Below are 14,408 nucleotides of genomic sequence, written 5' to 3'. Positions count from 1 at the left end.
AGCGTCGATCGGCGTCCACCCGGATCGACACGGCACCGACACCTTCTCCCTCTTCTTGTTCGCACAGCCGGAGAACCCCGGTTCGCCACCGTGCCGCCGGGTCGCAGGTCAGTCGACGGCGACACGGTGGTGAACCACGTCCTCCTCGGTCGCGCTCACCCCGCGGACCACCGCCGGAAGCCGTGGCCACCCCGTTGGCCACGACCACCCCGTCCGGCACCGGTCCTACGGGGTGAGCGCCACACCGAACACCCGCTTCCCCTTCCCCGACGATGGAGCACGCGCACCCACGAACACGCACCGCCGAAAGAAGCCGGTGATCTCCACGGCTGATCCCGCACCAGCCGCTTCGTTCGAACACGTGTTCGAACGATGGGACAAGTAAACCGGGGCCGGAAGCCCCCGTCAAGTCACTCGACAGAGGGTTCCCACAACGTAGAAGAGGGGTCCGACAGTGTCGGACCCCTCTGGACAAAACCGCAGGTCAGTGCGCGAAGTGCCGGGTCCCGGTGAGGTACAGCGACACACCGGCCGCCTGGGCCGCCGCGATGACCTCCGCGTCGCGCACGGAGCCGCCCGGCTGGACCACCGCGCGGACCCCCGACTCCAGCAGGACCTCCAGGCCGTCCGGGAACGGGAAGAACGCGTCCGAGGCCGCGACCGAGCCGCGAGCGCGGTCACCGGCGCGCGAGACGGCCAGCCGCGCCGCGTCGACCCGGTTGACCTGCCCCATGCCCGCGCCGACCGTGGCGCCCCCACTGGCGAGCAGGATCGCGTTGGACTTCACCGCGCGGCAGGCGCGCCAGACGAAGACCAGGTCGGCCATGGTGGCGTCGTCGACCGGCTCACCGCAGGCCAGCGTCCACTTGGCTGCGCTGTCCCCCTCGGCGTCGATCGCGTCGACGGACTGGACCAGCAGGCCACCGGAGACCGCGCGCAGCTCCTGGCCGCCGCGCACCGGCGGCTCGGCGACGAGGATGCGGATGTTCTTCTTGCGGGTCAGCACGTCCACCGCGCCGTCCGCGTAGCTCGGCGCGACAAGGACCTCGGTGAAGATCTCCGCGACCTGCTCGGCCATCTCCACGGTGACCTCGCGGTTGGCCGCGATCACGCCGCCGAACGCGCTGACCGGGTCGCACGCGTGCGCCTTGCGGTGCGCGTCCGCGATCGCGTCACCATCCACAGTGGACACCGCGATGCCACAGGGGTTGGCGTGCTTGATGATCGCGACGCACGGGTCGTCGTGGTCGTGCGCGGAACGCCACGCGGCGTCGGCGTCGACGTAGTTGTTGTAGGACATCTCCTTGCCGTGCAGCTGCTCGGCGGTCGCCAGACCGGCCGCACCCGGGGAGACGTACAGGGCCGCGCGCTGGTGCGGGTTCTCGCCGTAGCGCAGCACCGACGAGCGCTCCCAGGTCGCCCCGGTCCAGCCGGGGAAACCCGAGCCCTCGTCGTCGGCGGCCAGCGCGCTGCCCATCCACGAGGCGACCGCGACGTCGTAGCTCGCGGTGTGCCGGAACGCGTCGACCGCGAGGCCCTTGCGGTCGGCGAGGCTGAAACCGCCGCCGCGCACGCGCTCCAGCACCCAGTCGTAGCGCGCCGGGTCGACGACGACCGCGACGTTGGCGTGGTTCTTCGCCGAGGCGCGGACCATGGCCGGGCCGCCGATGTCGATCTGCTCGACGCACTCGTCCGGCGACGCGCCGGAGGCCACGGTCTCGCGGAACGGGTAGAGGTTCACCACGAGCAGGTCGAACGCGGCGATCTCCATCCGCTCCAGCTGCTCGACGTGCTCGGGACGGCGGACGTCGGCGAGCAGGCCCGCGTGCACCCCGGGGTGCAGCGTCTTGACCCGGCCGTCCAGGCACTCGGGGAAGCCGGTGACCTGCTCGACCGGCGTGACCGGGATGCCCGCGGCGGCGATGGCCTTGGCGGTGCCACCGGTGGAGACCAGCTCGACGCCGGCCTCGTGCAGCCCGCGGGCCAGCTCGACCAGCCCGGCCTTGTCGGACACGCCCAGCAGCGCCCGGCGGACCGGCCGCTGGCCATCTGTTGCGGTCACGGAATGTTCACCTCTCGTCCGGTTAGGGTGCAGCCCTTGCTCACGAGCTCCGCGAGGACGTCGACCAGCATCCGCCGCTCGACCTCCTTGATCCGCTCGTGCAGGTCTTTCTCGGCCTCGCCGGGCAGCACGGCGACCGCCTCCTGGGCGAGGATCGGCCCGGTGTCCACGCCCGCGTCCACCAGGTGCACGGTGCAGCCGGTGACCTTGACGCCGTAGGCGATGGCGTCGGCGACGGCGTGCGCCCCGGGGAAGGCGGGCAGCAGCGCGGGATGGGTGTTGATCACCCGGCCGCCGAAGCGGTCCAGCACGGCGGGCCCGAGGATCTTCATGAACCCGGCGGAGACCACCAGGTCGGGCTCGTGCGCGGCGATCTCCTCGGCCAGCGCGCGGTCCCACGCGGCGCGGTCGGCGTGGTCGCGCAGCTTGGTGGTGAAGGTCGGCACGCCGTGCCGGCGTGCTCTGGCGAGTCCCTCGATGTCGTCCCGGTCCGCTCCGACCGCGACGACGGTGGCCGGGTAGTCCCCGGCCTCTGCCGCGTCGAGCAGCGCCTGGAGCAGGGTGCCGGAACCGGACACAAGGGCAACGATGCGGGCGGGGACCGGCACGCTCAGCCGCTGTGCGAGCGGCGTCACATCCGGGTGCGATGGGCTCAGCGTCGTCTCCTGGCAAGCCGTATCAGGGGCGTGACCAGCGTAGTTCCTGCGCTGTCGATCACTTCGGGCAGGGCGGCGAGCTCAGCGCTTCGCCGCGGGCGGTTCCGGGTCCTCGTCCTCGATCGTCAGCTCTTCGCCCAGCTCCTCGGCGAGCTCCCGCGCGAGCCGGTCGTCCTCGTCCTCGATCGGCACCGTCGTGGGCGAGGCCTCCGCCTCGAACTCCTCGGGCAGCGGCTCGAACCGGTAGACGTCTTCCTCGTCGACCTCGTCGGACACCTCGTCCTCGAAGTCGTCCTCGAAGTCGTCCTCGAAGTCGTCGACGTCCACATCGGACTCCTCGGCCACGTCCGAGGCCTCGTCGTCGATCTCGGACTCGTCGTCGGACTCCGCCTCCTGGGCCGCCTCCTGGGCCGCCTCCGGATCCGCCTCGGCGTCCTCCGGCTCGACCTCGGCTCCGCTCTCGTCCTCGGTGTCGGTGTCGGCCACCTCAGCCTCGTCGGCGTCGCCTTCGGCCTCGGTGTCGCCGCCGGTCTCGGCAGCCGCCGTGTCCTTGGGCGCGAACGCCCACGCCACAACGGCTCCCGGCACCAGAACCCACCCGGCCGCCGCGAGCACCACCTTGCCCGCCTGCACGGTCACCGGGTCGAACGGCCCACCACCGAGCCGGCCACCGGCGACGAAGGCCAGCACGAACAGCGCGAGGCCGATCACCACGGCGGCGACGGCCACGGCCTTCAGCCGCTCCATCGGGTCCGGCGACGCGGTCCGGCAGCACCAGCCGACCAGCACGCCCACCAGCAACGGCAGCACGAAGACCGCCAGCCACCAGCGACTGGACACCGGCGGCAGCGCGGCCAGCAACGGCACGGAGGGCACCGGCGCCAGCGCCATGCCGATCGGCGCGATCACCGCCTTGCCCACCGCGAAGCCCGATCCGAGCGCGAAGGAGGTACCGGCGATCACGATGTTGGGCAGGTAGGCGAGGCACAGCAACGCGACGCCGAAGAACTCGGCGACGCCCTGGCCGGTGTCCAGGAACATGGCCGCCGCCTTGGGAAAGGCCACCAGCAGGCCGACGCAGAACAGCAGCGCGCCCACCGCGAGGAAGGCCGCGACACCCAGCACGCCGACGTAGACCCCGCGCCGGATCGACGCGTCCAGCCTGCTGATCAGCTCTGCCAGCCCGCAGGTCTCGGCGAGCGCGATCGTGGCAGCGGCCCCGGAAACCAGTGCCGCACCGGCGAACGCGGTGGTCGGCGTGGCGACGGCACCGCCTTCCGGCTGCACCGCGGCGAGCACGGCGGCGAAGACCCCGTGCGAGGCGGCGATCGTGCCGATGAGCTGTTGCGTGGGACCGGGGGTGCGCAGCCGCATCCGGCGGGCTGAGGCCCTGGCCGAGCGGGTGACCAGCAGCACCGCGACCAGGGTGAGCAGCAGCGGGAGCACTCCGAGCGGAGCGCCGCGCAGGGTCACCGGCACCTGGTGGGCCGCCAGCCAGATCCAGCGGGCCGACGCGAGCACCTCGGGAACGGAGAACACCGCCAGCGGGGCGGAGCCGAGCACGACGGCGGACACGCTGGCCGCGGCGAGGAAGCCGAGCACCAACGGACCGAGTGCGGCTACTACGAGTAACCGGATCCGCAGGCCCCGAGGAGCCACCCGCGGCCGCACGACCACGTCGTCTACCCCCTGGTCAGTAGGTTGAGCCGTGGTCATACCGGCACACTCGCACCGGCAAGCCGCCGGACGGGTGAGGCACGCCGAGTCACCAGGCTCGGAAAAGCCGTCAGGGTGACACCGCGACCGCGATGTCACCCCGACGAGAGGTGCTGCTCTATTTGATCAGTTCTAGCTCTGGCCGAAGCCACCGGGCGGCGTTCCCGGCTGGCCGAACTGCTGGGTCTGCTGCGGCTGCTGGGGCTGCTGCCCGAACTGCTGCGGCTGCTGGCCGAACTGGCCGGGCTGCTGGCCGTAGGGCTGCGGGAAGCCGCCGGAGGCGGGGTTCCAGCCACCGGGCGGGCCGTAGGGCTGCGGCTTCGGCTGGATCTTGATCACGCCGATGTCCACGAGCAGCGCGACCACCGTCGCACCCGCCTGGAGCAGCGCGACGATGAAGACGACGACGAACATGCCGCTGATGCTGGACAGCGCGACCATGCCCTGGAGCAGCAGCAGCGCGGGCACGGCGGCCAGCGGCGCGGCGGCCCAGAGCAGCTTCGGCGCCTGGGGCAGCACGGAGAAGCCCGCGAGCACCGCGGCGAGGAGCAGGTAGAGCAGGTATCCACCGCCGGCGCGCACTTCGCTGGAAAAACCGCAGAGGTACGCGACGAGGCCGAGCCCCGCGGCGACGAGGGACAGGATGAAGCCGAGGTTGGGGCCGCTGCCCGGCTGCCCGGGAACCCCGGGCTGCTGGGGGTTTGGCTGGGGCGCGCCATAGGGCACGGACATGCTGAGTCTCCTCCTCGAACGAGGCGGCCACTGTGGACGCTTGAGGGTTGTGGCAGCGGAACGCTAGCCGATACCGCCGCTCGGACGATGCCCGACACTCGGTTGGTTCCCTCGTTGTGCCGAACACGTTCGAGTCAACCATCATCGCTGAGTGACGACAGAGGCCGGGCAACCCCGGTGGGTCACCCGGCCTCGTGTCCGAAGCGTCGCTGGGGATCAGGCCAGCGACTTCATGATCTCGCGCATCAGGGCGGCGGTCTCCGACGGAGTCTTGCCGACCTTCACACCAGCGGCCTCCAGGGCCTCCTTCTTCGCGGCGGCGGTGCCGGAGGAACCCGACACGATCGCGCCCGCGTGGCCCATCGTCTTGCCCTCGGGGGCGGTGAAGCCCGCGACGTAGCCGACGACCGGCTTGGTGATGTGCTCGGCGATGTAGGCGGCGGCGCGCTCCTCGGCGTCGCCACCGATCTCACCGATCATCACGATGGCGTCGGTCTCCGGGTCGTCCTGGAACGCCTGGAGGCAGTCGATGTGCGTGGTGCCGATGATCGGGTCACCACCGATGCCGACCGCGGTGGAGAAACCGAACTCCCGCAGCTCGTGCATCATCTGGTAGGTCAGCGTGCCGGACTTGGACACCAGGCCGATCCGGCCCGCGCCGGAGATGTCGGCGGGGATGATGCCCGCGTTGGCCTTGCCGGGGCTGATCACGCCGGGGCAGTTCGGCCCGATGATCCGAGTCTTGTTGCCCTTCGCGCCCGCGTGTGCCCAGAAGTAGGCGGTGTCGTGCACCGGGATGCCCTCGGTGATGACGACGGCGAGCGCGATGCCCGCGTCGATCGCCTCGACCGCGGCGTCCTTGGCGAACTTCGGCGGAACGAAGATCACGGTGACGTCGGCGCCGGTGGCCTCCATGGCCTCGGCGACCGAGCCGAACACCGGGACGACGGTGCCGTCGAAGTCGACCTTCTCGCCGGCCTTGCGCGGGTTCACGCCACCGACGATGTTCGTGCCGGAGGCCAGCATCCGCTTGGTGTGCTTGGTGCCCTCGGCACCGGTCATGCCCTGGACGATGACCTTGCTGTTCTCAGTGAGGAAGATTGCCATCTTGTTGTGTCACTTCCCCGCGGCAGCGAGTTCGGCGGCGCGGTCGGCCGCGTTGTCCATGGTGTCCACCACGGTGACGAGCGGGTGGTTCGCCTCGGCGAGGATGCGGCGACCCTCGACGACGTTGTTGCCGTCCAGGCGGACGACCAGCGGCTTGGTTGCCCCGTCACCGAGGATCTCCAGCGCCTTGACGATGCCGTTGGCGACCGCGTCGCAGGCGGTGATGCCGCCGAAGACGTTGACGAAGACGCTGCGCACGTCGGTGTCGGAGAGGATGATCTCCAGGCCGTTGGCCATCACCTCGGCGGAGGCACCGCCACCGATGTCGAGGAAGTTGGCGGGCTTGACGCCGCCGTGCTTCTCGCCCGCGTAGGCGACGACGTCCAGGGTGGACATCACCAGACCCGCGCCGTTGCCGATGATGCCGACCTCGCCGTCGAGCTTGACGTAGTTGAGGTCCTTGGCCTTGGCGGCGGCCTCGAGCGGGTTCTCCGCGGCCTTGTCGACCAGGTCGGCGTGCGCCGGGTGGCGGAAGCCCGCGTTCTCGTCGAGGGTGACCTTGCCGTCGAGCGCGACGATCTTGCCCTGCGGGTCGCGCACGAGCGGGTTGACCTCGACCAGGGTGGCGTCCTCGGAGACGAAGGTCTCCCAGAGCTTCACGATGGTGTCGGCGACCTGGTCGGCGACCTCGGCGGGGAACTTCGCGGCGGCGACGATCTCGTTGGCCTTGGCCAGGTCGACGCCCGCGATCGGGTCGATCGCGATCTTGGCGAGCGCCTCCGGCTTGGAGACGGCCACCTCCTCGATGTCCATGCCGCCCTCGACGGAGGCCATGGCGAGGAACGTCCTGTTGGAACGGTCCAGCAGGAAGGAGAAGTAGTACTCCTCCGCGATGTCGGACGCGGGGGTCACCAGCACGCGGTGCACGATGTGACCCTTGATGTCCAGTCCGAGGATGTCCTCGGCCTTGCTCTTGGTCTCGGCGGAGTCCTTCGCCAGCTTCACGCCGCCGGCCTTGCCGCGACCGCCGGTCTTCACCTGGGCCTTGACGACGACGGCAACGCCGTAGTCGGCGGCGATCGCCGCGGCCTCATCCGGGGTGGTGGCCACGGCGCCCGGCAACACCGGGACCCCGTGGGCGGCGAAGAGGTCCTTCGCCTGGTACTCGTACAGGTCCACTCAGAGTCTCCTGATCTCGCCAACGACACCGCTGTCGGACCGGGTGACCCTATCGACCTGCTACTAAGCATTCGCGCCCGCATACGGTGAAGTCGGTCACCGAGCACGCGATTTGCCAGGATTCGCGGGCCGAATGAGACGAAGGCAACGTCCGGGAATCGTTCAAGTAGTCCGTGTGGACTCACTCCGCCGGGTGTCGGTGCCCGTGAGCGATTGCACAATTTCGTCTGGCGCCGCAGTGGACGGGAAGACGACGACGTCCTCGGCGCCCCGCTCCACGAGCAGTCCGCGGAGCTCCGCGACGGCCGCTTCGTCGGTGCCTCGGAACCCGACGGCGTCTGCGTCCTCCTGCACGACGGTCGCCGCGACCTGCTCCGCCGTGCGCAACGGTCCTGTGTAGACGACCTCGATCCCCGCGTCGCGCAGCGCCATCGCCAGCTCGGCCGCGTCGCCATCGTCGTCGCCCGCGATGACCACCCGGATCATCGGGTGGCCCTTTCCTTTCTGGGCAACACAATTCCCGCCGCGACGAGCAGGACAACGAAGCCCGCCAAGGCGAACCACATTCCGGAAGCCGCGGTGGCCCCCTCGGCCCGCTCGACGGTCAACGGCAGTTCCAGCGCGCGCAACCCGACGACAAATGCGGCGCCAAGCAACAGAGCCGCCGCGCGTTGGGGGCGGCAGAACAACGACAGCACGCTCGCGGCGACAACGGTCACGACCGCCGCGAGCAGTCCCCACGAAGAAGTGCGGAACGGCGAAAGCAGTCCGGGCGCGGCGAAGCCGGGCACCGAGAGCACCGGAACGGCGAAGGCGACCACGCTCAGCACCACGGCGATCCCGACCGGGGCGAACAACACCCTGTTCTTGATCGGCTCGCTGAGGTCGACCTCGTCCCGCTCGACCCCACCCGCCAGCGCGGCGGCCGCTCCGGCGCCGAGGGCCGAGGGCACCGCGACGATCATCGCCCACGTTCCGGGGCCGACCTCGACGCCCGCGACGCCGACGGCACTGATGACGACGTCCAGCGCGGCAGCGGCGGCGAACACGACAGCGACCCAGGCGACCGCGAGCGTCGGCCGGAGAACACCGGCGATGCCGCGAACCGCCATGGCGAGACCGAGCACCAGAAGGAGAAGGCCCGCGGGCAGCAGCAGCTTCGCCGGGTGGTTCGTCAGCTGCGGCAGGTCCGGCGGCACGTCGACGGTGGCGAGCAGCGCCCCCGCCATCGCCGCGAGCCCGGAGAGCACGGCGAGCCCGCCCGCGACCGCCTGCAACCGCTCCTGACCGGGCAGCGCGACGTCGTCGGCGGAACGCGCGTCCGTCTGGTCCGGCCCCCGGCCCGCCGGAACGGCCAGCACCGCGAGCACCGCAGCGCCCGCCAACGCGACCAGCGGGCCCCAGGTCACGAACAGCTGGTCCGACGCGATCGCGGAGACGATCGGCGGCACCACCATCCCGAGCACGGCGAGCACCAGACCGATCAGCCCCCCGCGCGCGGCCTCGGGCTCGGCGGAGGCGATCGCCAGGCCACCGGCGACGGGCACCGCGACCGCGACCAGCAGCACGCCGACCAGCACCCACAACGGCGCGTCCAGGACAGCGGCGGGAGATATATAAGGATCGGCCGAACGGAACGGCGCGGCGGTGATGCCGACGGACACCAGCACACCGACGCAGAGCGTGAAGCCGAACAGCCCGTACTTCGGCTCCCCGCCGTCACCGGCCCTGGTGAGGGAACGAGCGGCGAAGACACCCGCGGCGATGGTGGCCGCGTGGCCGAGCAGCAGCGCGAAGAGCCCGGGCCCCGCGGTCAGCACCGTCAGGCTGTGTGGCAGCAGCAGCTCCGGCCGGGCGGCGAGGCTGGCCTCGTCCAGCAGCTGCAGGTCGATGGCGGCCCGCCCGGGGGCGATCAGCGCGGGCGGGACCAGGATCGCGGCGGCCAGCGCGACTCTCCCCCGCGAACGGGCGATGAGCGCGGCGACGGCGAAGGCCGCGGCGAGCAGCCCCAGCAGTGGCCAGGACAGGAAGGCGGTCGGCTCGGCGGGAGTGGTCACGCCGAGCACGGGGGCGACGGCGGCGAGCACCGCGCCGAGCGCCGACAAGGTGATCGCCGTGGTCAACGGGGGGAAGGCGGCGGCGGGACCCGGAGCCCGAGAGGGACTGCGATCCGCCGGGGAAGACGCTGGGGTGGAAGGCCGCGCGGTCACCGCGACCACGCTAGCGAAGTGCCGTCCCCAGAGCAGTACGGCGCATGGTTTTCGCGGTAATGGGGTAATCGCGAAAAAAGAAGCCGATCTGCCGACGTGAGAGTGGCACAGATCACCTACCTTCACTCTATGGGGAAGATCGCGAGGTCCGGAGTGCAGGAGCTGGGAGAACACCTCCTCGGCCAAGCGCGTCGTGCCGCCGGGTTCGTGCTCGACCCCGCGAGCGGCGTTGCGACGGCGGTCGAGACCGCGAAGGCAGTCGGTGACGGCGTCGGCGTCGTGCTGCGCGGCATCGCCAGCCTCGGTGGCCTGCGCGGCGCCGCGGTCGAGGCGACCTGGCTCGCCGCGCACGCCGTCCTCTACCCCTGGGGCGCCATCGCCGAGCAGCTGCGCCCCGGCGGCCACTACGAGCGCTACCGGACCGACGAGCTGCCGCCGACGCAACGCGGGCTCGTCGTGTCGAACCTGGAGTGCGCGGGCACCCCCGTCGTCCTGGTGCACGGCATCGGCGACAACCGCTCGATCTTCGCGGTGCTCTCCGGAGCGTTGCGCAGGCGCGGCTTCGGCGTGGTGCACGCAGTGAACTACAGCGTCCTGACCGCGGTCACCGGCGACATCAGGAGCGCGGCGGCCGAGCTCGGGGAGCACATCGAGCGGGTGTGCGAGCAGACCGGCTCCGACTCGGTGCACGTGGTCGGACACTCGCTCGGCGGGATCATCGCCAGGTACTACGTGCAGCGCCAGGGCGGCGACGAGCGGGTCCGCACGCTGATCACGCTCGGCACCCCGCACAGCGGGACCCTCTCGGCCTACCTGCTGCCGACGAAGCTGGTCCGCGAGCTACGCCCCGGTTCGGAGCTGATGAGCGAGCTGACGCAGCCGGCTCCCGGCTGCCGCACCCGGTTCGTCGTGCTGTGGAGCGAGCTGGACGAAGTGGTGATTCCGCAGGTCAACGCCCGCCTGGAGCACGAGGACCTGGACATCGAGGAACACCGACTCAGTGACGTGGGCCACCTTTCGCTGCCCATCGCGCGGCGCACGGTGCACGCGGTGCTCACCGCGCTCACGCGGTCGGACTACAGACGTCCAACCCATCCGCACGTTGCTTGTGATCTGGATCACAGGGAGGAAGATACGCTCCGTTATCGCAGCGGGTCACACTCCTCCGCCTGAAGCCCGAACGGCAGATAACCCGATCAGGGATTTGCCCGTAGGGGTACCCCTTGGCTACTGTCGCCGCCGTCCGTTGTCACGGTCCGGTCACAAACCAGGACGCTGAGTCGGTATCCCGCCGGCTCTCCGGGATCCCCCGCCCGGTAGGTCCACCCGGACTCCCCGAAGACGGAAGGGCAGGCCTTGGCGCAACACCGCACCCCGGGCGGCGGTCAATCCTCCCCGGCACTCGAAGAAGCCTTGTCGCAGACGGGCTCGCGGCCCAGAGGCGCTCACCGCCTCCCGCCGCCTCCGTCAGCACTTCGCGGCAGGGTCGTCGTAGCGGCCGTCGCGGCAGGCGCGTTCGTCGCCGCGGGCGCCGGTCAGACCCTCGCGCCGGGCGGGAACACCGCTTCCGCGTCAGACGAAGTGGCTCCGCTGGCATCCGGCAGGAGCGCCGTCGCGGCGTTCGGCATGGGCGGCGACGCCCCCTCCCCGGAGGTTCTCCCGCTCTCCACCCAGACGTCGGACCCGTCGCTAGAGGTCGAGAAGCTCACCAAGAGCCAGCAGCTCAAGGCGGAGCTGGCCAAGCGCGCCGAGCAAGAGGCCGAGCGCAACCGGGTCAAGTTCGTCAAGCCCGCCGAGGGCACCTTCACCTCGGGTTACGGCGCCCGCTGGGGCGCGACCCACTACGGCCTGGACATCGCCAACCGGATCGGCACCAAGATCGTCTCGGTCGCCGACGGCACGATCCTGGAGGCGGGCCCCGCGAGCGGCTTCGGCCTGTGGGTCCGGGTGCTGCACAAGGACGGCACGATCACCGTCTACGGCCACGTCGACCGCATCCTGGCCAAGCAGGGCCAGAAGGTGAAGGCCGGCGACCAGATCGCCACCATGGGCAACCGCGGCTTCTCCACGGGCCCGCACCTGCACTTCGAGGTGTGGAACTCGGCCGGACGCAAGATCAACCCGCTGCCCTGGCTGAACGAGCGCGGCGTTTTCGTCAAGTAACGCCCTCGTTCCCCCGACATCCGCTTTCGCCGGGTGTGCGCCCCGGCGCACACCCGGCGTTTGCGTTCCCCTTGTGAAATAGCCGCCAGGAGGCTCGCCAAACACACCGGTGGTCACATCACCCTGTTGGACCACACGGCAGGGTTCTCCGCCGCGTCAGGCCGCGCTCAGAGCTTGGTGAGGGGGACTCCGCCGATCAGCATCAGGCGGACCGTGCCGCCCGTGCCGAAGTCGATCGTGGCCGTGGCCCGGGGACCCGAGCCGTCCGTGGCGATGACCGTGCCGAGGCCGTACTTGTCGTGGGTGACCCGGTCGCCCACGTCCAGCTTCATCGCCGGGGTGTCCTGCCAGCCCTTGAACGGGGTCGAGCGCATGCCGCGGGCCCCGAGGCCCGCCTGGGCCGAGTCGCCGCCGCCGACCTGCGAGCGGTTGCTGCCCCAGCGGGTGGCCGCCGTCGGCGCGGAGCGCACCGGCTCGACCCGCTTCCACTCGACGAGGTCCGCGGGGATCTCGTCCAGGAAGCGCGACGCCGGGTTGGCCATGGGCTGTCCCCACGCCGAGCGCACGAGCGCTCTGGAGACGTAGAGCCGTTGCCGGGCCCTGGTGATGCCCACGTAGGCCAGTCGGCGCTCCTCGGCGAGCTCAGCCGGGTCTCCGAGAGCCCGCTGGTGCGGGAAGAGGCCGTCCTCCCAGCCGGTGCAGAACACCACCGGGAACTCCAGGCCCTTCGCGGTGTGCAGCGTCATCATCGTGACCACGCCGTCGCCCGCGTCCGGGGTCTGGTCGGAGTCGGCGACCAGCGAGACCCGCTCCAGGAACGCCTCGAGCGACCCCTGCACCGGTTGCCCGGCGTCGTCGATCACCGGCTCCTCCGGCTCCGGGGCGGTCGCCTCGGTCTGGACGAACTCGCGGGCCACGGTGATGAGCTCGGTCAGGTTGTCCACCCGCGAGGCGTCCTGCGGGTCGTCGCTGGCTTCGAGCTCGCCGCGGTAGCCGGTGCGCTCCAGCACGGTGTCCAGCACCTCGGCGACGTCCTTGCCGTCGGTCACCAGCGCCCGCAGCTCGTCGGTCAGCTCGACGAACCCGGCGATGGCCCGCTGCGAGCGCGGGTTGAGCAGGCTGACCTTGCCGTCGGCCGCGTCGCGCAGGGCGGCGGCGAAGGACACCCGCTCCCGCTCGGCGTGCGCGGCGACGCAGGCCTCGGCGCGGTCGCCGATGCCGCGCTTGGGCACGTTGAGGATGCGGCGCAGGCTGACGGTGTCCTCCGGGTTGGACAGCAACCGGAGGTAGGCCAGCGCGTCGCGGACCTCGCGCCGCTCGTAGAAGCGGACCCCGCCGACGACCCGGTACGGCAGGCCGAGGCGGATGAACACCTCTTCGAAGGCACGGGAGTTGTTGTTGGTGCGGTAGAACAACGCGATGTCGGAGAAGTTCGCGTCACCGGTGTCGACGAGCCGGTCGATCTCCGAGGCGACGAACGCGGCCTCGTCGTGCTCGTTGTCCCCGACGTAGCCGACGATCTTGTCGCCGTCGCCGAGGTCGGTCCACAGCCGCTTCTCCCTGCGGTTGGAGTTGCGGGAGATGACCGTGTTCGCCGCGGTGAGGATCGTCTGCGTCGAGCGGTAGTTCTGTTCCAGGGTGATCGTCCGCGCCTGCGGGTAGTCCCGCTCGAACTCCTCGATGTTGCGGATCGTGGCACCGCGGAAGGCGTAGATCGACTGGTCGGCGTCACCGACGACGCACAGCTCGCCCGGCTCGATGCCGTCCTCGTCACCCGTGCCGACCAGCGCGCGCACCAGCTCGTACTGCGCGTGGTTGGTGTCCTGGTACTCGTCGACCAGGACGTGGCGGAACCGCCTGCGGTAGTGCTCGGCGATGTCGGGCCTGGTCTGCAGCAGCCGCACGGTGCGCATGATCAGGTCGTCGAAGTCGAAGGAGTTCGACTCGGTCAGCCTGCGCTGGTAGGCGGTGTAGACCTCGGCCACGCGGCGTTCGAGGTCGTTGCCAGCGCGGTCGGCGGCCTCGACCGGGTCGATCAGCTCGTTCTTGAGGTTGGAGATGTGCACGGCGAGCGTGCGCGCCGGGTAGCGCTTCGGGTCCAGGTCGAGCTCGCGGGAGACCAGGGTGATCAACCGGCGCGAGTCGTCCGCGTCGTAGACCGAGAAGTTGGAGCTGCGCAGGTCCAGGTTCTTCGCCTCGCGGCGCAGCAACCGCACGCACATCGAGTGGAACGTGGACACCCACATCACGTTGGCGCGCGGGCCGACGAGCGCGGAGACGCGCTCCTTCATCTCCGCCGCGGCCTTGTTGGTGAAGGTGATCGCCATGATCTGGCCGGGGTGAACCCCGCGCGCGCCGAGGAGATAGGCGATGCGGCTGGTGAGCACCTTCGTCTTGCCCGACCCCGCGCCCGCGACGACGAGCAGGGGCGAGCCGCTGTGCTCGACGGCGGCGCGCTGCTGGGGGTTCAGTCCGTCCAGCAACGCTTCCGGGCCGGGGAAGCGAGCGGCGGGGGGCTGGTCGTCATCTGGCCGGGTGACCTCGAACAGGGTGTCCATGGTGGGTCCAAGGTTACTCGGCCGC

Annotated in this window: 11 protein-coding genes; 2 read left to right on the top strand and 9 right to left on the bottom strand. The window is 70.8% G+C overall.

The window, feature by feature from the left end; translation table 11 throughout:
* Positions 1-484: 484 nt before the first annotated feature.
* The 8 genes from purH to ACFFQA_RS24745 all read right to left on the bottom strand — a co-directional run bounded on the left by purH (position 485) and on the right by ACFFQA_RS24745 (position 9,575).
* Entirely contained in the window at positions 485-2,062 is a 1,578-nt protein-coding gene (gene purH, locus ACFFQA_RS24780) for a bifunctional phosphoribosylaminoimidazolecarboxamide formyltransferase/IMP cyclohydrolase (protein WP_377856810.1), read from the bottom strand.
* Complete coding sequence (gene purN, locus ACFFQA_RS24775; protein ID WP_446681690.1) at positions 2,059-2,697, bottom strand: phosphoribosylglycinamide formyltransferase; 639 nt, start codon at positions 2,695-2,697, stop codon at positions 2,059-2,061. Before purN ends, purH begins: the two co-directional genes overlap by 4 nt.
* A gap of 102 nt (positions 2,698-2,799) precedes the next feature.
* Positions 2,800-4,395 (bottom strand): cell division protein PerM, encoded by a 1,596-nt coding sequence (locus ACFFQA_RS24770; protein ID WP_377856807.1) that lies wholly within the window; start codon positions 4,393-4,395, stop codon positions 2,800-2,802.
* 171 nt (positions 4,396-4,566) lie between these two features.
* Complete coding sequence (locus ACFFQA_RS24765; RefSeq protein ID WP_377856804.1) at positions 4,567-5,166, bottom strand: DUF5336 domain-containing protein; 600 nt, start codon at positions 5,164-5,166, stop codon at positions 4,567-4,569.
* Positions 5,167-5,382: 216 nt separating this feature from the next.
* Positions 5,383-6,273: a succinate--CoA ligase subunit alpha gene (gene sucD / locus ACFFQA_RS24760; RefSeq protein WP_377856801.1), complete on the bottom strand. Its 891-nt coding sequence runs from the start codon at positions 6,271-6,273 to the stop codon at positions 5,383-5,385.
* Between the two features lie 9 nt (positions 6,274-6,282).
* On the bottom strand, positions 6,283-7,452 hold the full coding sequence (gene sucC, locus ACFFQA_RS24755; protein WP_377856799.1) for an ADP-forming succinate--CoA ligase subunit beta: 1,170 nt from the start codon (positions 7,450-7,452) through the stop codon (positions 6,283-6,285).
* 162 nt (positions 7,453-7,614) lie between these two features.
* Positions 7,615-7,938, bottom strand: a complete 324-nt coding sequence (locus ACFFQA_RS24750; RefSeq protein WP_377856796.1) for a cobalamin B12-binding domain-containing protein — start codon at positions 7,936-7,938, stop codon at positions 7,615-7,617.
* Complete coding sequence (locus ACFFQA_RS24745; protein WP_377856794.1) at positions 7,935-9,575, bottom strand: hypothetical protein; 1,641 nt, start codon at positions 9,573-9,575, stop codon at positions 7,935-7,937. Before ACFFQA_RS24745 ends, ACFFQA_RS24750 begins: the two co-directional genes overlap by 4 nt.
* A gap of 216 nt (positions 9,576-9,791) precedes the next feature.
* Between ACFFQA_RS24745 and ACFFQA_RS24740 the strand changes: the two genes are divergently transcribed.
* Both ACFFQA_RS24740 and ACFFQA_RS24735 read left to right on the top strand, forming a co-directional pair.
* Complete coding sequence (locus tag ACFFQA_RS24740) at positions 9,792-10,835, top strand: esterase/lipase family protein (protein ID WP_377856791.1); 1,044 nt, start codon at positions 9,792-9,794, stop codon at positions 10,833-10,835.
* Positions 10,836-11,243: 408 nt separating this feature from the next.
* Positions 11,244-11,825: a M23 family metallopeptidase gene (locus ACFFQA_RS24735; protein ID WP_377856788.1), complete on the top strand. Its 582-nt coding sequence runs from the start codon at positions 11,244-11,246 to the stop codon at positions 11,823-11,825.
* 167 nt (positions 11,826-11,992) lie between these two features.
* Here ACFFQA_RS24735 and pcrA read toward each other — a convergent pair whose 3' ends face one another.
* Entirely contained in the window at positions 11,993-14,383 is a 2,391-nt protein-coding gene (gene pcrA, locus ACFFQA_RS24730; protein ID WP_377856785.1) for a DNA helicase PcrA, read from the bottom strand.
* Positions 14,384-14,408 lie beyond the last annotated feature (25 nt).

Origin of the sequence: Allokutzneria oryzae (assembly GCF_042429765.1) — a bacterium.
Lineage (GTDB): Bacteria > Actinomycetota > Actinomycetes > Mycobacteriales > Pseudonocardiaceae > Allokutzneria > Allokutzneria oryzae.
The sequence above is the reverse complement of the archived record's forward strand: the minus strand, read 5'-3'. Positions and strand labels throughout refer to the sequence as shown.